Below are 25984 nucleotides of genomic sequence, written 5' to 3' on the forward strand. Positions count from 1 at the left end.
GGCGATGCTCGGCGTCTTCGAGCGCCTGGCGCTGGAAGCGGGGCGCGAGGTGATGCGCGTCTTTCATGAAGGCTGCGCCGTCGACAGCAAGGCCGATTCTTCGCCGGTGACGGAAGCCGACCGCGAAAGCGAGAAGATCATCCTGGCCGGCCTGCGCGCCGCCTATCCGGACATCCCCTGCGTGGCCGAGGAGGAGGTCGCAGCGGGAATTGCAACGCCCGATCTCGACGGCGCCTTCTTCCTGATCGATCCGCTCGACGGCACCAAGGAATTCGTCAACCGCCGCACCGATTTCACCGTCAACATCGCGCTGATCCGCCATGGCGTTCCGGAAGTCGGCGTCGTTTTCGCGCCGTGCACGGGACGCTTTTTCTCCGGGCGACCCGGCAAGGCCGAGGCGCTGGAGGTCGATGCCGACTATCGCATCGCCGGCCGCCGGCCGATCACGGTGCGGGCAGGGGGCACGCCGCTCGCGGTCGTGGCAAGCCGCTCGCACAACACGCCGGAAACCGAGGAATTCATCCGCGATCTAGGCGCCGCGGAGATCGTCTCGATCGGCTCGTCATTGAAATTCTGCCTGCTCGCCGCGGCGGAAGCCGATGTCTATCCGCGCTTCGGCCGCACCATGGAATGGGACACGGCCGCCGGCGACGCAGTGCTGCGCGCCGCCGGTGGCATGACGCGCACGCTGGACGGCCAGCCGCTCGTCTACGGCAAGCGCAACCAGGCCAGCGACAGCGATTTCGCCAACCCGCATTTCATTGCGCGAGGGAAGGGCGCGTAGCCTCGCCGCTTGAGGGGGGAGGGCCGGCAGGTCAGAAGGGGATCGACGCCCAGGTTTGCGTTTCGCTCCGGCGCGATTCGTCGCAAGCTGCCCCTGACGAGGAGGCCTTTCGCAACCTCACAAGAGGTCTGCGTTGCTGATCTTTGGCCCAGTCATCCACGGCGGTGCTGTGGGCACGTCCTCGATGACGCCAACCTTGCGGGCCCAAGTCGTAAAGGCCTTGTGCGCGGCCTCGACTGGTTTCCGACCGTCATAGGCCGAGTAGCACGCCTCGCAGGCCGCCGCGTGAAGCAGGCCGCGTCTCTCCACAGGCCATTCTTCCAAAAACTCAATGGCATCCATCACGCAGTCGATCTTTTGGATGTAGCCATTCTCCCCTACGAAAACTGACTGCTTGAAAGCATCACTTTCCATAGTGACCTCCCTTCAACAACTGACCCCGTTGGTCATTTCCGCAGATGCACCGCTAATATTCGAACACCTGCACGCCCGGCTGGGGACAAGAGAAAAGATTGGAAGCAGCTCTTTTCAGTTCAAGAGGAGCCTGCGAGACATCACCAGCAGCACCTGGATGCTACAGTGAGCATCGATAGCAGGCCCTGCTGTCCCGGTTGCTAAGAGCGAACGACCAGCGGCACTAGGCCCTCGTGCCGCTCGCCGAGATAGCAGACGACCCGGTCACCGACGCGCTGGAAATTGAGGTCGACCTTCGCCTCGCCCACGGTTAAGTGCCGGATGACGATGTTGTCGATGCCTATCGGCAACCGTGGGCGTTCGACATTGATCTCGCGCTTCCAACCATCGATGCGGATCCCCAGGCAGGCCTGCAGCATCATGAACGCGGAACCGGCCGACCATGCCTGCGGCAGACAGGCGACGGGATAGGCGATCGGCGCATCCCCGATCGCCCGCGTAAAGCCGCAGAATAGCTCCGGAAGCCGCATATTGAACCGGACCGCCGCCTCGAACATGCTGCTCATAAGCTTCACGACGCTGGTGCGCTCCTGGTAGCGGGCTAGCCCGGCGGCACAGATCGCCGTGTCATGCGGCCAGATCGAGCCGTTATGATAAGACATCGGATTGAACGGAATCTCATCGTCGGCCAAGGTGCGAACGCCCCAACCGCTGTGCAGATGCCCCGACAGCAACTGCTCGGCAATTGATTTCGCCCGTTCTGCCGAGGGCAGCCCTACATAGAGCAGGTGACCCGCGTTGGAGGCGCGCACCGCGCATTGCCTGCCTTCTCCATCGATTGCCAAAGCGTAGAAATTGCGGTCCGGCATCCAGAACCGGGCCTCCACTGCGCTGCGTATTTTTTCTGCCATGGCGCTCCAGTGCGCCGCCTTTGCGGCGTCTCCGCGTTTGGCTGCCAAGGCGGCCATGCCTTGATAGGCTGCGAAGACGTAGCCTTGCACCTCGACCAGTGCGATCGGACCGCGAGGTATTTTGCCGTCGGCATGGAAGATAGCGTCGGCGCTGTCCTTCCAGCCCTGGTTGAAGAGACCCGTGTCCGCCGCCCTATTATAGGTCACGAAACCGTCGCTGTTGCGGGCACCGACTTCCTCCATCCACGCGATTGCTGCGCACAGCGAATCCCACATGCGATCGACGAACTCGTCATCGCCCGTGCGATCGGCGTAGGACCAAGCCAGGTAGACATAGAGCGGAGTGGTGTCGACGCCGCCATAATAGCGGCCGAACGGCAGCTCGCGCAGTATAGCCATTTCCCCTTTGCGCGTTTCATGCATGATCTTGCCGGGCTCGGCATCGTCGAACACAGAGGTCTCCGTCGATTGATAGCGGCCAAGGAACGCCAGCACGCCGCGGGCAAGCCCGGGGTTGAGCCACAGCATTTGCAAGGCGGAAATGACGCCGTCGCGGCCGAAGGCAGTCGAAAACCAGGGAATACCGGCATACGGATATGGCCCGGTCTCCAGATCGGTGGTCAGCAGGGCGATGTCGGCACGTGTGCGCGTGAGCCAGTCATTGAACACGCGGCCAGAGCTGAAAACAGTGGCGCCCTGTCGACGCTTTGAGCGCATTGCAAATCGCGCTCGCGCCGCGGCGGCGCGGAACCGATCACTGGACGGGATTTCTTCGTTCTGACCGACTTCCAGATACAGCGCCTTTCTGTCGTGCCTCCCCACCAGAATGAGAAACTCTGCATGATGGGGATGGATCTGGTCGGGCCTCATCGAAAACGCGATGACGGATTGGCGCGCCACATTATCGAGGCCCTCGTAGCAAAATGTCACGCCTGACTCGCCGACCAAGGCGTCATGTGCGCGACCGCGCCGGCTGCGCGTAGTGCCGCGCACCTCGAACATGTCACGGAAATCGGCATCGAAGTCGAACCGGACCGGCAGCAACACCTCACGCGCGGAGTAATTCGTGAAAGTGACTCGCTCGTACATGCGGTCGTGCCAGATGAATCTGGTCCGCTCGATGTGCACGACCCCAGGCAGCGTTTCACTGCCGTCGGGCCCGATGGTAGCCAAATTTGTGAGATTGGCGGTGAATAGGATGTTGTCCTGCGACAGCGACGCTCCGAGCAGCGACGGCATGCGGCCGCCTATGAACAGCCGGAAACGCGACAGCACTCGCGTATCATCGCGGAAAAGCCCGTCGCCGCTGCCGCGTATGTCGCCATAGCTGTCCGCGACGACGAAGCAGTCCTCATGCTTCAGCGCAAATTGCCTATGCGGCTCGCGCGGGGCCGATTCATCGAGTGCGGGGAGAGCGACCGCTGGATTAAGCTTGCGTTCTTCGACTTCGATGCTCATCTCAACCCTCCTGTTCAGACGGCCGATGCTGGCGCTCATCGCATATGCCTGCGCCCGACCATCTCCTATCAACAGTATCTCGCATCAATGCTGCGATGCCCATGATCTCGGAGAGCGTCATTGAAATCTTGGCGGATGTTCGGCGAAGCTTCCGCTGTTCGAGTCCGATCGAATGCGGCGGGAACCCGGCGATTCTAACCGCCAACTCGTCTCAAGCGGTGCTGTTAAAAAGTGCTGGCTATTTCAGCCGCGTTTTCGGCGAACCCGTTTCGCGAGCCGAGTGGAAATTGCTCGTCGCGCGCCAGCAGGCGGTAGATCCCCAAATAGTCGGTGCACATGCGCCCGACCGTGAATCGCCTTTCAAAAGTTTTCCGCACACGTGCGCGATCGAGACTGCCTATCCGCCGCACAGCTTCGACGGCTTCGTCAATGCTTTCCACTATCAGTCCGGACACGCCATGATCGATGACCTCCGGAACGGCTCCGCGGTTGAACGCAACCACCGGGGTACCGCAGGCCATCGCCTCGATCGTCACGAGGCCGAACGGCTCCGGCCAATCGATCGGGAACAGCAGCGCCGTCGCATTGCCCAAAAATTCCGCCTTCGCACGCTCATCAATCTCGCCAATGAACTCGACATTCGAATGTCGAAGCACCTGGGGTTCGACCTTACCGCTCCAGAATGATTGGTCCACTGCGTCGATTTTGGCCGCGATCTTGAGCGGCATCCCGACGCGCGCGGCGATTTCTATCGCGGCTTCCGGGCCTTTTTCGGGTGAGATGCGACCGAGGAACGCGAGGTATCCAGAGGCTTTCGGCCGGAATGGGAGGATATCGTTCGGCAGGCCGTGATAGACCGTTCCAAGCCAGTTGACCGGCGGCATGGGCCGGCGCTGGTCATCCGAGATCGAGACCAGTGGAATGTCGTTGAACATCGCGTAAAGCTGCGCCAGGTCCGGAAGGTCGAGTCGGCCATGAAGCGTGGTAACGGTTCGCTGCGCGAACTCTCGAATTATCGGGAAATGGAGAACGTCGACGTGGAAATGCAGCACGTCGAATTCATTCGCCCGTCTGCGAACCTCTTCAAGCATCATGACGTGGTAAGGAATGGGATTCTGTGCTTTCTGATTCAGGCGTAGCGCAACGTCGCAACATGCCACCAGTTCGGCCGAAGTACGTGAATCGCCGCTGGCGAACAAAGTCACGTCATGGCCCCTTCGAACCAACTCTTCCGTTAAATAGGAAACGATGCGCTCGGTCCCGCCATAGAACTTGGGTGGCACGGACTCAGTCAGGGGTGCGATCTGGGCAATCTTCATGTGCAGGGCATCCTGGAACGAAAGTCGGCCTTCAACGAACCGGGGACGGCAGCGGTTACTCCTTCTCCCGGTTCGCCGTTCTCGCGAACTTTCGGACTGCTAATTTGTTCCCGGCATCAATCACTTCGCCGTGGCATCGTATGCAAAAGTGAAAGGGCGGAATGTAAACTGCCGGACGGGCAAGCCCGTTGGCGAACATGGCGGCGATCGAGGCGCCGGTCAGGCTGACAAAGAAAGACCGCAGAGCATGTACGCTGCGGCTGATGCAGTGCGGCCGCATTCAGGCTTGGCCTTGCTAATCAATGAGGAACATCCGCCCGCTTGATCCGCGAGCATCCCCGATTCTGATAGCGCCACATTCGCATCCCGAGATATGCACCGGTACCCCATCTGAGCGTGAAGAAACCGCGGCTGTGAGTCCTATGCGATGGCGACCCTCTGTCGCCTTGAGCGACACTGAGGGAGATCAGGCCGCCGCTACATGCGCCGAGTTCGAGCCGATGTAATTCCTGATCGTCTCGATAATCCGGTCCTGGTCGGCTTCGCTCAAATAGGCATGCATCGGCAGGCAGAGGATCTGCTTCGGCAATTGCTCCGAGACCGCAAGGCCGGTCGGTGTCCGCGGATAGTGCTTGTAGGCGACCTGCTCGTGCAGCGGCTTCACATAATAGATCACCGACGGGATGCCCTTTTCGCCGAGATGGGCCTTGAGCCCGTCGCGCTTCGGCGTCTCGATGGCGTACTGCGCCCAGGCCGAGCGGCCGTGGCCGAGATTGCGTGAGGCCTTGACGATGTCGCCAAGGCCCTTGGCATAGCGGTCCGCGACCACCTGCCTGGCCACCATCTCATCCTCGAGGATGGCGAGCTTTTCGATCAGGATCGCCGCCTGCAGCGTGTCGAGGCGCGAATTGATGCCGACGCGGACATTGTCATATTGCGTCTCGCCCTTGCCGTGGAAGGCGAAGGAACGCAGCTTGTCGGCCAGCGCAGCATCGTTGGTGAACATCGCGCCGCCATCGCCGTAGCAGCCAAGCGGCTTCGCCGGATAAAAGCTGGTCGAGCCGACATGGCCGAAGGCGCCGCACATGGTGCCGTCGGCGGAACCGCCCATCGACTGCGCAGCGTCCTCGATCACCAACAGGTTTTCGCGCTTGGCGATCGCCATGATCGCCTCGTAATTCGCGGAGAGCCCGAACAGATCGACCGGGATGATCGCCTTCGGCTTCAGCCTACCTTCCTTCTTGATCATCTCGATCGCCGCCTCGAGGCTGGCGATGTCGATGTTATAGGTGTCGCGGTCGACGTCGACGAAGACCGGCTCGGCCTTGGCGAGCGCCACCACCTCGGCGGTGGCTGCGAAGGTGAAGCTCGGCACGAACACGGCATCGCCCGGGCCGATGCCGGCGGCAAACAGCGGCAGGAGCAGCGCGTCGGTGCCGTTGGCGCAGGCGACCACATGCTTGACGCCGATATAGGCGGCGAGCTTGTTCTCGAATTCCGTGACCTGCGGCCCGAGGATATAACGGCCGTCCTCGACGACGTGGTCGATCGCGGCCTTCAGCCGGTCGCGGATACGTTCGCGCTGCGCGCCAAGATCGATGAACTGCATGTCGCCCTCGAAACTGCCTGTAAAAACCGGCCCGCTGGTAACAGACTTGAACCGGCTGAGAAAGCCGGTGGCGGCCGGCGCAAATTGCTCAGGTGTCGCAGCCTGTTGCCGATTTTGCCGGCGCAATGCCTGAAAAAGCCGGAAATCCGAGCCGCGAGAGGCGTTTTCCGGCCCCTCTTATCGCGTCGTTCCACCGGTGGGAAACATAAAGTGATCAGCCGCGAAGGACGGTTTCGCGTCCGCTCCCACGCTGGATCAGGCGATTTCGTGCCGCCAGGGCGGGTTGGCGCCGGCCCGCGAAACCGTCACCGCCGCCGCCTTGGCGCCGAGCTCCAGCGCCTGCCGGATCGCATCTTCCGGCAGGTCGCCGATCGCCGCTTTGGTGAGCAGGCCCTGCTCGTGCAGGGAGGCCAGAATGCCGGCGTTGAAGGTGTCGCCTGCGCCGACCGTGTCGATGACCTTCACTTTCTGCGGCATGACGGTGACCTTGTGCGCCTTGCTGTAGCCGACGGCGCCTTCGCTGCCATGGGTGACGACGATCAGCTTCGGCCCGCGCTCCAGCCAGTTGCGCACCACATCCTCATGCGAGCCGGCCTCGTCGAACCATTTGAGATCCTCGTCGGACAGTTTAACGATGTCGGCCATCGCCATCATCTCGCGGATACGCCTCAGATGCTTCGCCTTGTCGGGGATGAAATTCGGCCGGATGTTGGGGTCGAGCATCATCACCCGACTCCGGTGCTCGCGCCGCATGAATTCCTCATAGGCCGATCCCGCCGGCTCGGAGATCAGGCTGATGGCGCCGAACAGCATCGCCTCGATCTCGGGCCCGAGCTTCGGCAGGTCCTCGATGGTCAGCATGCGCCCGGCGGTGTTCTCGTCATAAAAGGTGTAGGTCGCCTGGCCGTTGGTGAGCCGCACGAAGGCGAGTGTCGTCGGACGCGGCGAGGTGTGCGCATAGGTGGAGCTCACCTTGCTTGCGCCGAGCGCCTCGCGGAACTGGCCGCCGAACAGGTCGGAGGAGAGGCCGGAGAAGAAGCCGGCCGGAGCGCCGAGCCGGCCGAGCGCGATCGCCGAGTTGAACACCGCGCCGCCGACATAGGGCGCGAAGGCCGCTTCGCCTTGCGTCGTGGTGCGCGGCAGCATGTCGATCAGGGCTTCGCCACAGCAAAGGATCATGTCGTCTTGGTCTCCGGCGGATGGATCACGCCCTTGCGAATGATGATGTTGGCAAAGAGCCTGGGTTCGCTGGTCGCAACGATGGCGTGCGCCGCCTTGACGCGTGCATAGAAGTCAGGCCCGGCCAGAGCAACCACCTTGTGGCCCGGCGCACGCCTGGCGCAAACCGATTCCATCTCATGATGTACGGCGTCGGCCAGCGCCGGGTCGCCCTTCACCGAGGCACGAAACAATGCCTCCGGCACAGCCTCGTCCACCGGCAGCACACTAAGCACGGCGTCGAGGACGGCTATAACGTGGTGGCCGTCGGCGCGAATCAGCCGCCGCGCCTGTTCCTCGGCCGGATAATTGCCGTCGACGATCGCGATCTCGTCGCCATGGCCCATTGCCCTGAGCGTCGCCAGGAACTGGGGCCCGAGCAGCGACGGGATGCCGATCAGCATGTCAGGCGCCTCCGGACGTGTGAGGCCCGATCAGGAAGCGCTCGGAGAGCGGCAGGCTGGCGCCGCCCATGGCGCGTGCGTGAATGCCGACCGTTCCCTCGCGCACGACAGGCAGTTTCAGTCCTTCGGCATCGACACGGGCGATCGCTTCCGTAACGGCATCGACCAGCCGGCGCCGCACATCGAGCGGCATCCAGCCGTCGATAACCGCCGCTTCGAAATCGATGACCGACGAGGCAGCGACAATGGCATAGGCCAGCGCCCGCGATGCGCTGGCGATCCACTCGTCGAGATCGGCGCCGATCTCGCCCCATTCCTGCGGCGAGGTCCACAGATAGGAGCCGTCGATGCCCTTGGCCGAGAGCGCCTTTTCCAGCATCGCGATCGAGGCGACGTCGATGAGCTGCGTCGGCTTGCCGTCCGGCCCGGGCACCGGCATCGAGCCCAGCGCGCCGGCGTTGCCGTTCGGCCCGCTGTAGAGGCGGCCATTGAGCACGATGCCGCCGCCGGCGAAGGCGCCGATGTAGAAATAGACGAAATCGCGCGCTGCGCCCGCTCGTCCGAAGACGAGCTCCGCGCCGCAAGCCGAAGTCGCGTCGTTCTGCAGATAAACCGGGAACTCGCACTGCCCCTGGATGTCGGCGCGGATGTCGCGATGGCGCCATTCGTCCATGATCTCGCGCGGCGCGCCGGCCGTGTCTGCCCAGTTCCATAGCTCGAACGGCATGGCGATGCCGAGCCCGGCAATGCGCTTGTCCTGCGCCGGCGTCAGTTCGCCGCGCATCGTCTTGATGCCGGCAGTGACGAATTCGACGGTCTCGCGCGGTGCGGGATAGCGGTAGGAATGCTGCAGCATGGCGCGCACATTGCCGAGGAAGTCGATCAGCACGAGCTCGGCCGAGCGCCTGCCGATCTTGAGGCCGATGAAAAAAGCGCCTTCCGGATTGAGCGCCATCGGAATCGAAGGCTGGCCGATCTTGCCGCGCAGCGGCGCCTGGCGCACAAGCAGCTTGTCTTCCTCGAGCTCGCGCATGATCACCGACACCGTCTGGGCCGACAGCCCGGTCATGCGCGCAATGTCGGATTTGGCCAGGCTGCCATGCTGGCGCACCAGGGACAGCACGAGCCGTTCATTATGGTCGCGCATGCCGCTCTGGTTGGTGCCGCGGTGCAGCCGGCTCTCCAAAGCCTCGGGCGAACCGTGCCTCGCAATGCCGGTCTCCACCCTGTTTCCTCCCGTCTGTTTCCCCTCGATGCTTTTCGTTCAGAATGGGTGAACAGCGCAAGGCTGTCAATAATAAATAAGAGTGATTTAATTATTGACAGCCGTTGCGGACTGGTGTCTTTTGATCTGGCGTCCACGCTGGGAGAAATGGTTGGATGCGTTTGAGGCGCCGGGTTGGCCGGCGTCCGGAATGGTTCCACTGGGAGGAAATCGTGACCAAGAAATCGCTGCTGAAATCCACCGTATTCGCGGCGGCCGGGCTGGGCCTGCTCGCGTTCGCCTCGTCCGCGTCGGCCGCGGGCGTCGGCGCCTGCCTCATCACCAAGACCGACACCAATCCCTTCTTCGTCAAGATGAAGGAGGGTGCGACCGCCAAGGCCAAGGAACTCGGCGTTGACCTCAAGACCTATGCCGGCAAGATCGACGGCGACAGCGAGAGCCAGGTCGCGGCGATCGAAAGCTGCATCGCCGACGGCGCCAAGGGTATCCTGATCACGGCTTCCGATACCAAGGGCATCGTGCCGACGGTGAAAAAGGCGCGTGACGCCGGCCTGCTGGTGATCGCTCTCGACACGCCGCTCGATCCGATCGACGCCGCCGACGCCACTTTCGCAACGGACAATCTCGAAGCCGGCAAGCTGATCGGCGCCTGGGCCGCCGCTACGCTTGGCGACAAGGCCAAGGACGCCAAGATCGGCTTCCTCGACCTGACCCCCTCGCAGCCGACCGTCGACGTCCTGCGCGACCAGGGCTTCATGATGGGCTACGGCATCGACGTGAAGGACCCCAACAAGATCGGAGACGAAACCGATCCGCGCATCGTCGGCCATGACGTGACGAACGGCAACGAAGAGGGCGGCCGCAAGGCGATGGAGAACCTTCTGCAGAAGGACAACACCATCAACGTCATCCACACCATCAACGAGCCGGCCGCTGTCGGCGCCTATCAGGCGCTCAAGGCCGTCGGCCTCGAGAAGCAGGTGCTGATCGTCTCGGTCGACGGTGGCTGCCCGGGCGTGAAGTCGGTCACCGAAGGCGTCATCGGCGCCACCTCGCAGCAATATCCGCTGCAGATGGCGGCGCTCGGCATCGAGGCGATCGCCGCCTTCGCCAAGGACGGCACCAAGCCCAAGCCGACCGAAGGCAAGAACTTCTTCGACACTGGCGTCAACCTTGTCACCGACAAGCCGGCCAATGGCGTCAAGTCGATCGACACCAAGGAAGGCCTGGCCAAGTGCTGGGGCTGATGCTCTGAGAGGTCCACGAACCGTGCGGCTGGGGGCTTGATCCCCGGCCGCATCGGGTGGACGATGCGCTTTCGTCAAAGCGCGACAATCCTGGCGACAAGACCGGAATAGGCGTCGACGGCGTGTGCGGCAATGAGAGGCCGTATGCAGACGGGAGGACATATGTCTCAGATACAGGAATTCGAGAAAGTACTTACGGGAAGCGACACCAGCGTCGCCGCCTTCGACGAGCACAAATCGGCCGTCAAGCGCGCCCAGCACTTCCTGCACTCCACGCCGGCGGCGGTGCCGCTGATCGTGCTGGTTCTGTCGGTCATCATCTTCGGCATCGCCATCGGCGGACGTTTCTTTTCGTCCTACACGCTGACGCTGATCCTGCAGCAGATCGCCATCGTCGGCATCCTCGGTGCCGCGCAGACATTGGTCATCCTGACCGCGGGCATCGATCTCTCGATCGGCGTCATCATGGTGATTTCGGCGGTGATCATGGGCAATTGCGCGGTGACCTATGGCATGCCGGCCATTCTCGCCGTGGCGATTGGGCTTGCCGCCGGCGGCGCCTGCGGACTGCTCAATGGCCTCCTGGTCGCCTACATGAAGCTGCCGCCCTTCATCGTCACGCTCGGCACCTGGAACATCGTCATGGCCACGAATTTCATCTATTCGGCCAATGAGACGATCCGCGACACCGACGTCGACGTCCAGGCGCCGCTGCTGCACCTGTTCGCGGTGAGCTTCAGGGTCGGCTCTGCCGTGCTGACGCTTGGCGTCATTGCCATGGTCCTGCTGGTGATCCTTCTGTGGTACGTGCTCAACCACACCGCATGGGGCCGCCATGTCTACGCCGTCGGCGACGATCAGGAGGCTGCGAAACTGTCGGGCATCCAGACCAAGAAAGTGCTGATGACGGTCTATGCCCTTGCCGGGCTGATCGCCGCTTTCGCGGCTTGGGTCTCGATCGGCCGCAACGGCTCGGTCTCGCCGTCGGCCGCTGTCACCGACTACAATCTGCAGGCCATCACCGCGACGGTGATCGGCGGCATCTCGCTGTTCGGCGGGCGCGGCTCGATCCTCGGCACGCTGTTCGGCGCCATGATCGTCGGCGTCGTCTCGATGGGCCTCAACATGCTGGGCGCCGATCCGCAATGGAAGGTGCTGCTCACCGGCGTGCTGATCATCGGCGCCGTGGCGATCGATCAATGGATCAGAAAGGTTTCGGCATAGTCATGACCCAGGAGCCCATTCTCACAGCGCGCGGCCTGATCAAGCGCTATGGCCGCGTTACCGCCCTCGACAATGCCGATTTCGACCTCTATCCGGGCGAAATCCTCGCCGTCATCGGTGACAACGGCGCGGGCAAATCATCGCTGATCAAGGCGATCTCCGGCGCGGCCGTGCCCGACGAAGGCGAAATCCGGCTTGAGGGAAAGCCAGTTGCCTTCAAGTCGCCGATGGAGGCCCGGGAAGCCGGGATCGAAACCGTCTACCAGAACCTCGCCCTGTCGCCGGCGCTGTCGATCGCCGACAACATGTTTCTCGGCCGCGAGATCCGCAAGCCAGGTCCGCTTGGCAGCTGGCTGCGTATGCTCGACCGTCCGGCGATGGAGAAGCGTGCTCGCGACAAGCTCACGGAACTCGGCCTGATGACCATCCAGAACATCAGCCAGGCGGTGGAGACGCTTTCGGGCGGCCAGCGCCAGGGCGTGGCGGTGGCGCGTGCTGCCGCCTTCGGCTCGAAAGTGGTGATCATGGACGAGCCGACGGCCGCCCTTGGCGTGAAGGAAAGCCGCCGCGTGCTTGAGCTGATTCTGGACGTCAAGAAGCGTGGCCTGCCGATCGTTTTGATCTCGCACAACATGCCGCATGTCTTCGAGGTGGCGGACCGCATCCACATCCACCGGCTTGGAAGGCGTCTCTGCGTCGTCGATCCTAAGCAGATTTCCATGTCGGATGCGGTGGCGCTGATGACCGGCGCCAAGAAGCCGCCGGAGGACGCGCTGGCGGCTTGATCCCACGACATGTCCCTGTTGCCGCAGGCGGGCTGATGGGTCGGTTGAGTAAATCGATTGAACCTATGCTGCAACGCACTAAGATGGGCTGGGAGGAACGGTGAAAGCCGCTATGATCAGGCCAGTTGAACGAGAGGCAGCATGACATCCGCCATGACGATCGAAGTCCCTGTTCTCGACAATCCCGACCCCAAGACGCTCGCCGAAGAAGTCTTGATGTCGCTCAAATACCGGGTCGGCAAGGACACAACCGTCGCCACGCCCTATGACTGGCTGACCGCTTCGATCAAGGTGGTGCGCGACCGCATCGTCGATCAATGGATGCAGGCGACCAAGGAGGCTTACGACCAGCAGGAAAAGCGCGTCTATTACCTTTCGCTCGAATTCCTGATCGGGCGCCTGATGCGCGACGCCTTCTCCAATCTCGGCCTGATGGAGAACATGCGCGAGGCGCTGTCCTCGCTCGGCGTCGACCTCGACCTGATCGCGGGGCTCGAGCCGGACGCAGCACTAGGCAATGGCGGCCTCGGCCGTCTTGCCGCCTGCTTCATGGAAAGCATGGCGACCGTCGACATCCCCGCCCATGGCTACGGCATCCGCTACGCCAACGGCATGTTCCGCCAGGAAATCCACGGCGGCTGGCAGGTCGAATTGCCGGAGACCTGGCTCGATCACGGCAATCCCTGGGAGTTCGAACGGCGCGAGCGTTCCTTCGAGGTCGGCTTCGGCGGCTCGGTGGAATCGATCACCTCGAAGGACGGCCGGCTCGAACGCCACGTCTGGAAGCCGACCGAGCATGTGTTGGCCGTCGCCTACGACACGCCGGTGGCCGGCTGGCGCGCCAGGCGCGTCAACACGCTGAGACTCTGGTCCGGCATGCCGATCGACCCGATCCTGCTCGACAAGTTCAATGCGGGCGACCACATCGGCGCGCTGGCCGAGAGCAACAAGGCCGACGCGCTGTCGCGCGTGCTTTATCCTGCCGATTCCCACATGGCCGGCCAGGAGCTCAGGCTGCGGCAGGAGTATTTCTTCTCCACCGCCTCGCTGCAGGACATCGTGCAGCGGCATTTGAGCCAGTATGGCGACCTGAAATCGCTGCCCGACAAGGCGGCGATCCACTTGAACGACACCCATCCCGCGGTCGCCGTGCCGGAGCTGATGCGGCTCCTGATGGACGTCCACGGCATGGACTTCGACCAGGCCTGGGACATCACCAGACGCACCTTCGGCTACACCAACCACACGCTGTTGCCCGAGGCGCTTGAAAGCTGGCCGGTGCCGCTGTTCGAGCGTCTGCTGCCGCGCCACATGCAAATCGTCTACGCAATCAATGCGCAGGTGCTGCTCGAGGCCCGCGCCACCAACCAGTTCTCGGGCGATCAGATCGCCCGCATCTCGCTGATCCAGGAAAATGGCGACCGCCGCGTGCGCATGGGCAATCTGGCCTTTGTCGGCTCGCATTCGATCAACGGTGTCTCGGCGCTGCACACCGAGCTGATGAAGGAGACGGTGTTCGCCGATCTCCACAAGCTCTATCCCGATCGCATCAACAACAAGACCAACGGCATCACGCCCAGGCGCTGGCTGATCCAGTGCAATCCCGGCCTGACCTCGCTTGCCCGCGAGGCGATCGGCGACCGCTTCATGGACGACATCGAGGCGATCAAGGATCTCGATCCGCTCGCCGATGACGCGGCTTTCCGTGAGAAATTCGCCGGTGTGAAGCGGCAGAACAAGGCGCGGCTCGCCAATCTCGTCGCCGACCGGCTCGGCATCAGGATCGATCCGTCGGCGCTGTTCGACATCCAGGTCAAGCGCATCCACGAATACAAGCGCCAGCTGCTCAACATACTGGAAGCGATCGCGCTGTACGATCAGATCCGCTCGCATCCGGAACGGGACTGGATGCCGCGCGTCAAGATCTTCGGCGGCAAGGCGGCGCCCAGCTATCACAACGCCAAGCTGATCATCAAGCTGGCCAACGACGTCGCAAAGGTCATCAATGGCGATCCGTCGGTGCGCGGCCTGCTGAAGGTGGTGTTCGTGCCGAACTACAATGTCAGCCTGGCCGAGGTGCTGATGCCGGCCGCCGATCTCTCCGAGCAGATTTCGACCGCCGGCATGGAAGCTTCGGGCACCGGCAACATGAAGTTCGCGCTGAACGGCGCCTTGACCATCGGCACGCTCGACGGCGCCAACGTCGAGATCAAGGAACATGTCGGCGACGACAACATCTTCATCTTCGGCCTCACCACCGCCGAAGTCGCCGAGCGGCGCAACAATGGCTACAATCCGCGCGGCGTGATCGAGACCTCGTCCGAGCTGTCGCAGGCGGTATCGGCCATTTCCTCCGGCGTCTTCTCACCCGACGATCCCGACCGCTATCGCGACCTGATGAACGGGCTCTACCAAAGCGACTGGTTCATGGTGGCGGCCGACTTCGATTCCTACGCCGCCTGCCAGCGCGAGGTCGACGCGGTGTGGCGCAACAGCCCCGACTGGTACGCGCGCGCCATCCGCAACGTCGCCCGCGTCGGCTGGTTCTCGTCCGATCGCACAATCCGCCAATATGCGAAAGACATCTGGAACGTGCCCGTCTGATATGATTGCATGAGCCACAAAAAATGTGGCCAGATGCATGTCGCCCAAAAGTGCGTAGCGGTTTTGGGACCACGACATGCACCAAGACAAAGAACGGCGCATGCCGGAGCGAGGCATGCGCCAGAACAAGGTGCCCGGGGAGGGCGACCGTTTGATGAGGAAGCCGCGCGCGACCGCTGCGACAAGCGGGCCGGACGGACTGGCGCCAGCCGGCGATGTCGCGGCGATTGTCGCCGGAACGCACGGCGATCCCTTCGCGGTCCTGGGCGTGCATGAAGCCGGCAAGGGCTTCATTGCCCGCTGCTTCGTGCCCAATGCCGAATTCGTCACCGCCTACACGCTGACCGGCAAGGAGGTCGGCGAGCTTTCCCGCAGCGACGATGCCGGCTTCTTCGAGGGCAAGGTCTCGATCCGCAAGCGCCAGCCGCTGCGCTATCACGCCAGGAATGCCGGCGGCGATTGGTGGCTGACTGATCCCTATTCCTTCGGCCCGGTGCTCGGTCCGATGGACGACTATTACATGGCCGAGGGTTCGCACTTACGGCTGTTCGACAAGCTCGGCGCCCACATCGTCGAACATGAGGGCGCCACCGGCGTGCATTTCGCCGTCTGGGCGCCCAATGCGCGGCGCGTCTCCGTGGTCGGTGCCTTCAACGACTGGGATGGTCGCCGGCACACGATGCGCGACCGTAAGGACACGGGCATCTGGGAATTGTTCATTCCCGATATCGGCGCGGGCAAGCCCTACAAGTTCGAGATCATCGGGCCCGACGGCGTGCGCCTGCCGCTGAAGGCCGACCCGTTCGCCTTCGAATCGGAATTGCGCCCGGCGACCGCCTCGGTGACGGCGCCGCCCATAGCGCATCAATGGGGCGATGAGGCGCATCGCAATTATTGGCAGAAAGCCGATCCCCGGCGCGAGGCGATCTCGATCTACGAGGTCCATGCCGGCTCCTGGCAGCTCCGCGACGACGGCACATTCCTCTCCTGGGATGAGCTCGCCGCGCGGCTGATCCCCTACGTGGTCGACACCGGCTTCACCCATATCGAGTTCCTGCCGATCTCGGAGCACCCCTACGACCCATCCTGGGGCTACCAGACCACCGGGCTTTATGCGCCGACAGCCCGCTTCGGCGACCCCGACGGCTTCGCCCGTTTCGTCGATGGCGCGCATCGCGCCGGCGTCGGCGTCATCCTCGACTGGGTGCCGGCGCATTTCCCGGTCGACGAGCACGGGCTGGTGAAATTCGACGGCACGGCGCTCTACGAGCATGCCGATCCGCGCCAGGGCTTCCATCCCGACTGGAACACCGCCATCTACAATTTCGGCCGCCGCGAGGTGGTATCGTTCCTCGTCAACAACGCGCTGTTCTGGGCCGAGAAATACCATGTCGACGGCTTGCGCGTCGACGCGGTCGCCTCGATGCTCTACCTCGATTATTCGCGCAAGGCCGGCGAGTGGATCCCCAACGAGAAGGGCGGGCGCGAGAACCTGCAGGCCGTCAGCTTCCTGCAGAAGATGAACAAGGAGGTCTACGGCCACCACCCCGGCGTGATGACGATCGCCGAGGAATCGACCTCATGGCCGAAAGTGTCGCGTCCCGTGCATGAAGGCGGCCTCGGCTTCGGCTTCAAGTGGAACATGGGCTTCATGCACGACACGCTGGAGTATCTCTCCAAGGAGCCCATCTTCCGCAAGCACCATCACAACGACATCACCTTCGGCCTGGTCTACGCCTTCTCGGAAAATTTCGTGCTGCCGCTTTCGCATGACGAGGTCGTGCACGGCAAAGGCACGCTGCTCCACAAAATGGCAGGCGACGACTGGCAGAAGTTCGCCACGCTGCGCGCCTATTACGCCTTCATGTGGGGCTATCCCGGCAAGAAGCTCTTGTTCATGGGCCAGGAATTCGCCCAGCGCCGCGAGTGGAGCGAGGAACGCGCGCTCGACTGGGACCTGCTCGAATTCGCGCCGCATCGCGGCGTCTGGCAGACGGTGCGCGACCTGAACTATCTCTACCGTTCGCGCCCGGCGCTGCATGCGCGCGACTGCGAGCCGGAGGGCTTCTCCTGGCTGATCGTCGACGACCGCGACAATTCGGTCTTCGCCTGGCTGCGCAGCGCGCCGGACGGCAATTCGATAGCCGTCATCTCCAATTTCACGCCGGTGCCGCGCGAGAACTATCGCGTGCCGCTGCCAAAGGCGGGAAAATGGCGCGAGATCATCAATACGGACGCCGAGGTCTATGGCGGCTCCGGCATGGGCAATAGCGGCATGGTCGAGGCAAGCGGGGAAGGAGGCGGCGTATCGGCGACGATGCTTTTGCCGCCGCTGTCGACGATCATGCTGGAATTCGTCACGGATTGAAGCAGATGATTTCTCATCCTGCTCTTGCAACAGTCCGGGCAGCTTGTTTGGGAGGGTAACAGAATGGCAGAGATCAGAAGAACCCAGCCGCTGGCACGCGATGCCATGGCCTATGTGCTGGCCGGCGGCCGCGGCAGCCGCCTCAGGGAGCTGACAGACCGGCGCGCCAAGCCGGCGGTCTATTTCGGCGGCAAGACGCGCATCATCGATTTCGCCCTCTCCAATGCGCTCAACTCCGGCATCCGCCGCCTCGGCGTCGCCACCCAGTACAAGGCGCACTCGCTGATCCGCCACCTGCAGCGCGGCTGGAACTTCCTGCGGCCCGAGCGAAACGAAAGCTTCGACATCCTGCCTGCATCGCAGCGCGTCTCGGAAACGCAGTGGTATGAAGGCACGGCCGACGCCGTCTACCAGAACATCGACATCATCGAGGCCTACGGTCCCGAATACATGGTCATCCTCGCCGGCGACCACATCTACAAGATGGATTACGAACTGATGCTGCGCCAGCATGTCGACGCCGGCGCCGACGTCACCGTCGGCTGCCTGGAAGTGCCGCGCATGGAGGCGACCGGCTTCGGCGTCATGCATGTCGACAAGAAGGACAACATCATCGCTTTCGTCGAAAAGCCGGCCGATCCGCCCGGCATTCCGGACAAGCCGGAATTCGCCCTGGCGTCGATGGGCATCTATGTCTTCAAGACCAAGTTCCTAATGGAGCAGCTGCGCCGCGACGCCGCCGAGCCCGGCTCCAGCCGGGACTTCGGCAAGGACATCATCCCTTACATCGTCCAGCACGGCAAGGCGATCGCCCACCGCTTCGCAAAATCCTGCGTGCGTTCCTCGCACGAGGCCGAACCCTATTGGCGCGACGTCGGAACGGTGGACGCCTATTGGGAAGCCAATATCGACCTCACCGACATCACGCCCGAGCTCGACCTCTACGACCGCGACTGGCCGATCTGGACCTATGCCGAGTTGAAGCCGCCTGCAAAGTTCGTGCATGACGAGGACGGCCGCCGCGGCGAGGCGATCTCCTCGCTGGTCTCCGGCGACTGCATCGTCTCCGGCGCCTCGCTGCGCCGCAGCCTGATCTTCACCGGCGCGCGCATCAATTCCTATTCCAAGCTCGAGGAAGTGGTGATGCTGCCCGACGTCCAGGTCGGCCGCAACGCGAGCCTCAAACGCGTCGTCATCGATCACGGCGTCCACATCCCGGAAGGACTGGTTGTCGGCGAGGACCCGGCGCTCGACGCCAAGCGTTTTCGCGTATCGGAGAAGGGCATCTGCCTGATCACGCAGGACATGATCAACAAGCTGTCGACCCCGTAGGGTCGATCAGCAAGCTGTCGGCCTGGTGAGGTTGATCGGCTGTCAACCTGACAAGGTTGATCAGCAGGTTGACGAGGTCGATCAGCAGGCTGACGACTGGATCAACAGGTTGTCACTTTGACCTGTCATCTTGAGATCGGAATGTGGAGCGCATGCAGGTTCTGTCGGTCACGCCCGAAATCTTCCCGCTGATCAAGACCGGCGGGCTTGCCGACGTCGCCGGCGCCTTGCCGATCGCGCTTGCCGGCAAGGGCGTGGCGATGCGCACCCTGGTTCCGGGCTATCCCGTGGTGATGGCGGCCTTCGCCAAGAAGAAGGCGGTCTACCAATATCCGCTGCTGCAGGGCGCCAAGGCTTCGATCCATGCCGCCAAGATCGGCGATCTCGATCTCTTCGTTTTGGACGCGCCGCATCTCTTCGATCGCCAGGGCGGCCCTTACGGCACCGCCTCCGGCGCCGACTGGCCGGACAACTGGCGCCGCTTCGCCGCGCTCAGCCAGGCCGGCGGCGACATTGCCGGTGGCGCGATCTCCGGTTACCAGCCCGACATCGTGCATGCCCATGACTGGCAGTCGGCGATGACGCTTGCCTATATGCGCTACGGCAAGGCGGTCGGCGTGCCGTCGCTGATCACCGTGCACAATCTCGCCTTCCAGGGCCAGTTCGGCGCCGGCATCTTCGGCGAGCTCGGCCTGCCGAGCGTGGCGATGCAGCTCGACGGCGTCGAATATTATGGCGGCGTCGGCTTTCTCAAGGCCGGCCTGCAAGCCGCCTGGGCCATCACCACGGTCAGCCCGACCTATGCGCAGGAGATCCGCTCGCCGGAATTTGGCATGGGCCTCGACGGTCTGATCAACATGCGCGCCAGCGACCTCTACGGCATCGTCAACGGCATCGACGTCGACATCTGGAACCCGCAGACCGACAAGCATCTGGTCGCCAATTATTCGGCCGAGACGCTTGCGGCGCGCGGCAAGAACCGCAAGGCGGTCGAAGAGCGCTTCGGCCTGGAAGCGGATGGCAGCCCGATCGTCTGCGTCATCAGCCGGCTGACCTGGCAGAAGGGCATGGACATCCTGGCCGCGGTCGTCGACGGCATCGTCGCCGCCGGCGCGCGGCTGGCGATCCTCGGCTCCGGCGACGCCGGCCTCGAAGGCACGCTGCTTGCCGCCGCCGCCCGGCATCGCGGCCGCGTCGGCGTCGTCGTCGGTTACGACGAAGACCTTTCGCACGTCATGCAAGGCGGCTGCGACGCCATCATCATTCCGTCCCGCTTCGAGCCCTGCGGCCTCACCCAGCTCTATGGCCTGCGCTATGGCTGCGTGCCGGTCGTCGCCAGGACAGGCGGTCTGGCCGACACCATCATCGACGCCAACGAGGCCGCCTTGTCGGCCGGCGTCGCCACCGGCTTCCAGTTCGCGCCCAACAATGGTGCCGCGATGCTCCACGCCATCCAGCGGCTGGTCGAGCAGCATGCGCGGCCCGCGACCTGGGCCTCGATCCAGCGCCAGGGCATGAAGGCCGATGTCTCCTGGGACAAGAGCGCCGAAAAATACGTCGAACTCTATCGCTTGCTGCTTTCAAAAAGGGCTGCCTGAGGCATGATCAAAACCGTCCCCACCACACCCTATACCGACCAGAAGCCAGGCACCTCCGGCCTGCGGAAAAAGGTGCCGGTGTTCCAGCAGGAGCACTACGCCGAGAACTTCATCCAGTCGATCTTCGATGCGCTGGACGGTTTTCAGGGCAAGACGCTGGTGATCGGCGGCGACGGCCGCTTCTACAATCGCGAGGTCATCCAGAAGGCGATCGCGATCGCCGCCGGCAACGGCTTCGGCAAGGTGATGGTCGGGCAGGGCGGGATTCTGTCGACGCCGGCCGCCTCCAATATCATCCGCAAATACAAGACCTTCGGCGGTATCATCCTGTCGGCCAGCCACAATCCGGGCGGCCCGCACGAGGATTTCGGCATCAAGTACAATGCCGGCAATGGCGGCCCGGCGCCGGAAAAGATCACCGACGCGATCTTTGCCAAGTCGAAGGAGATCAAGAGCTTCAAGATCGCCGATATCGGCGCCATCGACATCGACACCATCGGCACCGTCAAGGCCGGCGACATGACGGTCGAGATCTGCGACCCGGTCAAGGACTATGCCGAACTGATGGAAAGCCTGTTCGACTTCAACGCGCTGAGGAAGCTCTTCAAGTCGGGCTTCCGCATGCGCTTCGACGCCATGCATGCGGTAACCGGCCCCTATGCCAAGGAGATCCTCGAACGCCGGCTCGGCGCGCCGGACGGCACCTGCCGCAACTTCAAGCCGCTGCCCGATTTCGGCGGCCACCACCCGGACCCGAACCTGGTGCACGCAAAGCACCTCTATGACGAGATGATGGGGCCCAACGCGCCGGATTTCGGCGCGGCTTCCGACGGCGACGGCGACCGCAACCTGATCATCGGCAGAGGCATCTTCGTCACGCCGTCGGACTCGGTGGCGATGCTTGCCGCCAATGCCAAACTGGCTCCGGGCTACAAGGACGGCCTTAAGGGCATCGCCCGCTCGATGCCGACCAGCGGCGCCGCCGACCGCGTCGCCGAAAAGCTCGGCATCGGCATTTACGAGACGCCGACCGGCTGGAAGTTCTTCGGCAACCTGCTCGATGCCGGCATGGCGACCATCTGCGGCGAGGAAAGCGCCGGCACCGGCTCCAACCATGTGCGCGAGAAGGATGGGCTGTGGGCCGTGCTTCTGTGGCTCAACATCCTCGCTGCGCGCGGCGAGAGCTGCAAGGACATCGTAACCGGACACTGGGAGACCTACGGGCGCAACTATTATTCGCGCCACGACTATGAGGAGGTCGAGAGCGATCGCGCCAACGCGCTGGTCGACGAGCTACGCGCCAAGCTCGGCTCGCTGCCCGGCACGACCGTGCGCGGCCTCAAGATCGCCAAGGCCGACGATTTTGCCTATCGCGATCCGGTCGACGGCTCGGTGAGCGAGCACCAGGGCATCCGGATCCTGTTCGAGGGCGGCTCGCGCGTTGTGCTGCGCCTCTCCGGCACCGGCACGTCAGGGGCGACGCTGCGCCTCTATATCGAGCGCTACGAGCCGGACAAGGCAAGGCACGACCTCGACACGCAGGAAGCGCTCGCCGATCTCATCGCCGCCGCCGACGACATCGCCGGCATCAAGAGCCACACCGGCCGCAACAAGCCGAGCGTGATTACTTGAGGGTGGCGTGGCGCGACTCCCCCTTCTCCCCTTGTGGGAGAAGGTGTCGCCGAAGGCGACGGATGAGGGGTGCTCCAGCTTGGCGCAAACCGGCGCTCGCATCGCCGGCGCCTCATTTCTTCCAACACCCCTCATCCGTCTCGGCGCTGCGCGCCGATCCACCTTCTCCCACAAGGGGAGAAGGGGAGGCGCTCGCATGACCTTCGGCGCCACCATCACCCCCGAAGGCATCCGCTTCGCCGCCTGGTCCTCATCCGCGAGACGTCTTTGGGTCTCGATCTTCGACGACACCGGCGCGCTTGAAACCGATCGGGTGGAGCTCAACCCCGAAGGCGGGGGCGTGCACGCGCTCCTTGTCTCCGGCCTTGGCGACGGCGCGCGTTACGGCTTCCGCGCCGACGGCGACTATGCTCCGGAGCGCGGCCTGTGGTTCGACCCGAACAAGCTTCTCACCGACCCCTATGCCGTCGAGGTCGATCGTCCATACCAATATCATTGGCGGCTTGCCGCCAAACGCAACGAAGGCGCCGACACCGCTCCGCTGATGCCGAAGGCGATCGCGCGTTCGCTGCCCAAACCGGTGCCGCCTCAGCCGCCGCTGTTCCGGCCTGGCGGGCTGATCTACGAGCTCAACGTCCGCTCCTTCACCAAGCTGCATCCGGACATGCCGGAAACCCAGCGCGGCACCATCGCGGCGCTCGGCCATCCGGCTGTCGTCGAGCACCTGAAGCGTCTCGGTGTGTCGGCCGTCGAATTGATGCCGGTCACTGCGTCGATCGACGAGCGGCATCTGCCGCCATTGGGGCTGAGCAACGCCTGGGGCTACAATCCCGTCACCTTCATGGCGCTCGATCCGCGCCTCGCGCCCGGCGGTCTCAAGGAACTGCGCGACACCGCCGCCGTGCTGCGCAAGGCCGGCATCGGCACCATCCTCGACCTCGTCTTCAACCACACCGGCGAAAGCGACCGGCTCGGGCCGACTTTGTCGCTGCGCGGACTGGATGCGATAGGCTACTACCGGCACCAGGCGGACGGCAGGCTGGTCAACGACACCGGCACCGGCAACACCGTCGCCTGCGACCATCCGGTTGTGCGCGAGATGGTGCTCGACACGCTCCGTCACTTCGTCCGCTTCGCCGGCGTCGACGGCTTCCGCTTCGATCTGGCGCCGGTGCTCGGCCGCGTCGACGGCGCCTTCGATCCGGAAGCGCCTCTGCTTCGGGCCATTGCCGGCGATCCCGTGCTCTGCGACCGCGTGCTGATCGCCGAGCCTTGGGATATCGGTCCGAGCGGCTACCAGCTCGGAAATTTCCGGCCGCCATATCTGGAATGGAACGATCGTTATCGCGATGATATCAGGCGCTTCTGGCGCGGCGATGCCGACGCGGTAGGCGTCTTGGCCACAAGGCTTGCAGGTTCCTCCGATGTCTTCGGCAGGGAAGGCCAACCGGCGAGCCGTGCGGTCAATTTCATCGCTGCACATGACGGCATGACGCTGGCCGACATCGTCGCCTATGAGCGCAAGCACAACGACGCCAACGGCGAGCACAATCACGACGGCCACAACGACAATTTGTCATGGAACAACGGCGCCGAGGGCGAGACGGACGACGCGGCGATTGCCAAGGCGCGCTTCGACGACCAGCGCGCGCTGCTGGCGACACTTTTCGCCTCGCGCGGCACCATCATGCTGACCGCCGGCGACGAGTTCGGCCGCACGCAAAAAGGCAACAACAACGCCTATGCGCAGGACAACGCCATCACCTGGCTCGACTGGGCCGGCCGCGATCAGGCGTTGGAGCGATATGCCTCATCGCTCTCTGCGATGCGTCGTGCCTTTCCCGCGCTGTCGGACACGCATTTCCTGACCGGAAAGCCGGCTGATGCTTCGGCCATTCCGGATGTCGAGTGGCTGACGGAGACGGGCGCGCCGCTCGGCGAGACGGAGTGGAACGATCCCGATCGACATCGCCTCGTCATGATGCTCGGCGATAGCGGAGGCAGTCGCCTTGCCGTCATGGTCAATGGCGACCGCCGCCAATGCGTCTTCACCTTGCCGGTCCGGGACGGCTACGAGTGGCGCCCGGCGATCGAGGCGCAGCCGGTCGATCTTGCGCGGCCGCTGCCCGGCCGCAGCGTCAATTTCATGATCGAGCGGCGTGCCGCTCAATCGCGCAACGGGAAGGGCTTGTGATGGCTGCCGAAAATTCCGGGCAAGGGAGCGAATGGTGGCGCGGCTGCGTCATCTATCAGGTCTATCCGCGCTCCTTCCAGGACACGACCGGCGACGGCAGCGGCGACCTCAAGGGCATCACCGCGCGGCTCGCCCATGTCGCGTCGCTCGGCGTCGATGCCGTCTGGCTCTCGCCCTTCTTCAAGTCGCCGATGGCCGACATGGGCTACGATGTGTCCGACTATCGCGACGTCGATCCGATGTTCGGCACATTGGAAGATTTCGACGCGCTGGTCGCCGAGGCTCACCGGCTCGGCCTGAAACTCATCATCGACCAGGTGATCTCGCATTCTTCCGACAAGCATGAATGGTTCGTCGAGAGCCGCGCCAGCCGCGACAATGCCAAGGCGGACTGGTACGTCTGGGCTGACGCCAGGCCGGATGGCAGCGCGCCCAACAACTGGCAATCGCTGTTCGGCGGACCGGCCTGGGAATGGGACGCTACCCGCCGGCAATACTACATGCACAATTTCCTCGCCGCTCAGCCGGATCTGAACTTCCACAATCCGGACGTTCAGGACGCGCTTTTGGACACCGTGCGCTTCTGGCTGGAGCGCGGCGTCGACGGCTTCCGGCTGGACACCGTCAACTACTATGTCCACGACCGCTGGCTGCGCGACAACCCGCCCTTGGCCGCGAGCGTCGCCGGCACCAATGGCGCCACCAGCACCTACGCCTTCCAGGAGCATCTTTTCGACAAGACGCGGCCCGAAAACCTCGACTTCTTGAAACGTTTCCGCGCGCTGCTCGACGAATATCCAGACCGCGCCGCGGTCGGCGAGGTGGGTGACGAGGAGCGCTCCTTGCAGACACTCGCCGCCTACGTATCGGGCGGCGACAAATTGCAGATGTGCTATACGTTCGACTTGCTCAGCCCGCAATTTTCCGCCGCCCATGTGCGCGGCTGCGTGGAGGCGTTCGAGACGACTGCCCCGGACGGCTGGGTCTGCTGGGCCTTTTCCAACCATGATGTCGTGCGCCATGTCAGCCGCTGGACGCGGCAAGGCGAGAACCCGGACGCGGTGGCGAAGTTCTCGATCGCGCTGCTTGCCTGCCTGCGCGGCTCAATCTGCCTCTATCAGGGCGAGGAACTCGGCTTCGAGGAGGCGGAGCTAGCCTATGAGGATCTGCGCGATCCCGTCGGCATCCGCTTCTGGCCCGGCGTGAAGGGCAGGGACGGTTGCCGCACCCCGATGGTCTGGCAGGCGGAGGCGGACAATGCCGGCTTCTCCACGGCCAAGCCCTGGCTGCCGGTGCCGCAGGCGCATCGCGCCCGGGCGGCCGACGTCCAGAATGGCGAGGAACGGTCGGTGCTTGCCGCCTATCGCTCGATCCTTGCCTTGCGTAAGAGCCATCCGGCACTGATTGCCGGCTCGATCCGCTTTCTCGAGGCCGAGGGCGATGTGCTTGCTTTCCTCCGTGAGTGTGATGGCGAAAGGCTGCTTTGCGTTTTCAATTTCTCGACCGAGGCAACAGGCTGGGCGCTGCCCACCGAGATCGGCGAGGCCGAGATAACGGCATTTGACGTTGACGCCGCCGGCGTTCTTACCGGTGTGGTCGAGGACAGCGTGCTGGCGCTGCCGCCTCTGGGCAGTTTCGTCGGCAGGATTGGCTGACGG

The 25984-nt window shown here is 63.6% G+C and carries 18 protein-coding genes; 11 read left to right on the top strand and 7 right to left on the bottom strand.

The features are described 5' to 3' along the window. Positions 1-4: 4 nt before the first annotated feature. On the top strand, positions 5-784 hold the full coding sequence (cysQ, locus tag LB515_RS08755) for a 3'(2'),5'-bisphosphate nucleotidase CysQ (RefSeq protein ID WP_224707516.1): 780 nt from the start codon (positions 5-7) through the stop codon (positions 782-784). A gap of 117 nt (positions 785-901) precedes the next feature. Here cysQ and LB515_RS08760 read toward each other — a convergent pair whose 3' ends face one another. From LB515_RS08760 to LB515_RS08790, 7 genes are all read right to left on the bottom strand, one after another. Continuing rightward, positions 902-1198 (bottom strand): DUF982 domain-containing protein, encoded by a 297-nt coding sequence (locus tag LB515_RS08760; RefSeq protein ID WP_140846230.1) that lies wholly within the window; start codon positions 1196-1198, stop codon positions 902-904. 200 nt (positions 1199-1398) lie between these two features. Further along, complete coding sequence (locus LB515_RS08765; RefSeq protein ID WP_224707450.1) at positions 1399-3567, bottom strand: amylo-alpha-1,6-glucosidase; 2169 nt, start codon at positions 3565-3567, stop codon at positions 1399-1401. A 224-nt stretch (positions 3568-3791) separates the two neighbouring features. Further along, on the bottom strand, positions 3792-4886 hold the full coding sequence (locus tag LB515_RS08770) for a glycosyltransferase family 4 protein (RefSeq protein WP_224707451.1): 1095 nt from the start codon (positions 4884-4886) through the stop codon (positions 3792-3794). Between the two features lie 466 nt (positions 4887-5352). Beyond that, positions 5353-6495 (bottom strand): DegT/DnrJ/EryC1/StrS family aminotransferase, encoded by a 1143-nt coding sequence (locus LB515_RS08775; RefSeq protein WP_224707452.1) that lies wholly within the window; start codon positions 6493-6495, stop codon positions 5353-5355. Positions 6496-6750: 255 nt separating this feature from the next. Beyond that, positions 6751-7674, bottom strand: coding sequence for a carbohydrate kinase family protein (locus LB515_RS08780; protein ID WP_095766827.1), 924 nt, complete (start codon positions 7672-7674; stop codon positions 6751-6753). Then, positions 7671-8117, bottom strand: coding sequence for an RbsD/FucU family protein (locus LB515_RS08785; protein WP_095766828.1), 447 nt, complete (start codon positions 8115-8117; stop codon positions 7671-7673). Before LB515_RS08785 ends, LB515_RS08780 begins: the two co-directional genes overlap by 4 nt. 1 nt (position 8118) lies before the next feature. Continuing rightward, positions 8119-9342, bottom strand: a complete 1224-nt coding sequence (locus tag LB515_RS08790) for an ROK family transcriptional regulator (protein ID WP_140845712.1) — start codon at positions 9340-9342, stop codon at positions 8119-8121. 212 nt (positions 9343-9554) lie between these two features. Between LB515_RS08790 and LB515_RS08795 the strand changes: the two genes are divergently transcribed. The 10 genes from LB515_RS08795 to LB515_RS08840 all read left to right on the top strand — a co-directional run bounded on the left by LB515_RS08795 (position 9555) and on the right by LB515_RS08840 (position 25981). Next, the gene (locus LB515_RS08795) at positions 9555-10589 is read left to right on the top strand and encodes a sugar ABC transporter substrate-binding protein (protein WP_095767162.1); all 1035 of its coding nucleotides are present in this window, start codon (positions 9555-9557) and stop codon (positions 10587-10589) included. A gap of 162 nt (positions 10590-10751) precedes the next feature. After that, positions 10752-11813 carry an ABC transporter permease gene (locus LB515_RS08800; RefSeq protein ID WP_140541596.1) on the top strand — a complete coding sequence of 354 codons (1062 nt, stop codon included), beginning with the start codon at positions 10752-10754 and terminating at the stop codon, positions 11811-11813. Positions 11814-11815: 2 nt separating this feature from the next. After that, positions 11816-12598, top strand: a complete 783-nt coding sequence (locus tag LB515_RS08805) for an ATP-binding cassette domain-containing protein (protein ID WP_176477005.1) — start codon at positions 11816-11818, stop codon at positions 12596-12598. 141 nt (positions 12599-12739) lie between these two features. Beyond that, entirely contained in the window at positions 12740-15202 is a 2463-nt protein-coding gene (locus tag LB515_RS08810; protein WP_140845713.1) for a glycogen/starch/alpha-glucan phosphorylase, read from the top strand. A gap of 154 nt (positions 15203-15356) precedes the next feature. Further along, the gene (glgB, locus tag LB515_RS08815) at positions 15357-17570 is read left to right on the top strand and encodes a 1,4-alpha-glucan branching protein GlgB (protein WP_224707517.1); all 2214 of its coding nucleotides are present in this window, start codon (positions 15357-15359) and stop codon (positions 17568-17570) included. Between the two features lie 63 nt (positions 17571-17633). Then, complete coding sequence (gene glgC, locus LB515_RS08820) at positions 17634-18902, top strand: glucose-1-phosphate adenylyltransferase (protein WP_140635175.1); 1269 nt, start codon at positions 17634-17636, stop codon at positions 18900-18902. A 152-nt stretch (positions 18903-19054) separates the two neighbouring features. Beyond that, complete coding sequence (gene glgA, locus LB515_RS08825) at positions 19055-20500, top strand: glycogen synthase GlgA (protein ID WP_224707453.1); 1446 nt, start codon at positions 19055-19057, stop codon at positions 20498-20500. Between the two features lie 3 nt (positions 20501-20503). Further along, positions 20504-22132: an alpha-D-glucose phosphate-specific phosphoglucomutase gene (locus LB515_RS08830; RefSeq protein ID WP_224707454.1), complete on the top strand. Its 1629-nt coding sequence runs from the start codon at positions 20504-20506 to the stop codon at positions 22130-22132. Positions 22133-22328: 196 nt separating this feature from the next. Continuing rightward, complete coding sequence (glgX, locus tag LB515_RS08835; RefSeq protein ID WP_224707455.1) at positions 22329-24326, top strand: glycogen debranching protein GlgX; 1998 nt, start codon at positions 22329-22331, stop codon at positions 24324-24326. Next, positions 24326-25981, top strand: coding sequence for an alpha-glucosidase family protein (locus tag LB515_RS08840; protein WP_224707456.1), 1656 nt, complete (start codon positions 24326-24328; stop codon positions 25979-25981). The genes glgX and LB515_RS08840 overlap by 1 nt, the downstream gene beginning before the upstream one ends. The last annotated feature ends 3 nt before the right edge of the window (positions 25982-25984 follow it).

Origin of the sequence: Mesorhizobium sp. CA15 (genome assembly GCF_020165215.1) — a bacterium.
GTDB lineage: Bacteria > Pseudomonadota > Alphaproteobacteria > Rhizobiales > Rhizobiaceae > Mesorhizobium.

Excerpts from the sequence above, each read along its gene's own strand:
- cysQ (WP_224707516.1), top strand. The coding sequence starts at position 5 with ATGCTCGGCGTCTTCGAGCGCCTGGCGCTGGAAGCGGGGCGCGAGGTG.
- LB515_RS08760 (WP_140846230.1), bottom strand. The coding sequence starts at position 1,198 with ATGGAAAGTGATGCTTTCAAGCAGTCAGTTTTCGTAGGGGAGAATGGC.
- LB515_RS08765 (WP_224707450.1), bottom strand. The coding sequence starts at position 3,567 with ATGAGCATCGAAGTCGAAGAACGCAAGCTTAATCCAGCGGTCGCTCTC.
- LB515_RS08770 (WP_224707451.1), bottom strand. The coding sequence starts at position 4,886 with ATGAAGATTGCCCAGATCGCACCCCTGACTGAGTCCGTGCCACCCAAG.
- LB515_RS08775 (WP_224707452.1), bottom strand. The coding sequence starts at position 6,495 with ATGCAGTTCATCGATCTTGGCGCGCAGCGCGAACGTATCCGCGACCGG.
- LB515_RS08780 (WP_095766827.1), bottom strand. The coding sequence starts at position 7,674 with ATGATCCTTTGCTGTGGCGAAGCCCTGATCGACATGCTGCCGCGCACC.
- LB515_RS08785 (WP_095766828.1), bottom strand. The coding sequence starts at position 8,117 with ATGCTGATCGGCATCCCGTCGCTGCTCGGGCCCCAGTTCCTGGCGACG.
- LB515_RS08800 (WP_140541596.1), top strand. The coding sequence starts at position 10,752 with ATGTCTCAGATACAGGAATTCGAGAAAGTACTTACGGGAAGCGACACC.
- LB515_RS08805 (WP_176477005.1), top strand. The coding sequence starts at position 11,816 with ATGACCCAGGAGCCCATTCTCACAGCGCGCGGCCTGATCAAGCGCTAT.
- LB515_RS08810 (WP_140845713.1), top strand. The coding sequence starts at position 12,740 with ATGACATCCGCCATGACGATCGAAGTCCCTGTTCTCGACAATCCCGAC.
- glgB (WP_224707517.1), top strand. The coding sequence starts at position 15,357 with ATGAGGAAGCCGCGCGCGACCGCTGCGACAAGCGGGCCGGACGGACTG.
- glgC (WP_140635175.1), top strand. The coding sequence starts at position 17,634 with ATGGCAGAGATCAGAAGAACCCAGCCGCTGGCACGCGATGCCATGGCC.
- glgA (WP_224707453.1), top strand. The coding sequence starts at position 19,055 with ATGCAGGTTCTGTCGGTCACGCCCGAAATCTTCCCGCTGATCAAGACC.
- LB515_RS08830 (WP_224707454.1), top strand. The coding sequence starts at position 20,504 with ATGATCAAAACCGTCCCCACCACACCCTATACCGACCAGAAGCCAGGC.
- glgX (WP_224707455.1), top strand. The coding sequence starts at position 22,329 with ATGACCTTCGGCGCCACCATCACCCCCGAAGGCATCCGCTTCGCCGCC.
- LB515_RS08840 (WP_224707456.1), top strand. The coding sequence starts at position 24,326 with ATGGCTGCCGAAAATTCCGGGCAAGGGAGCGAATGGTGGCGCGGCTGC.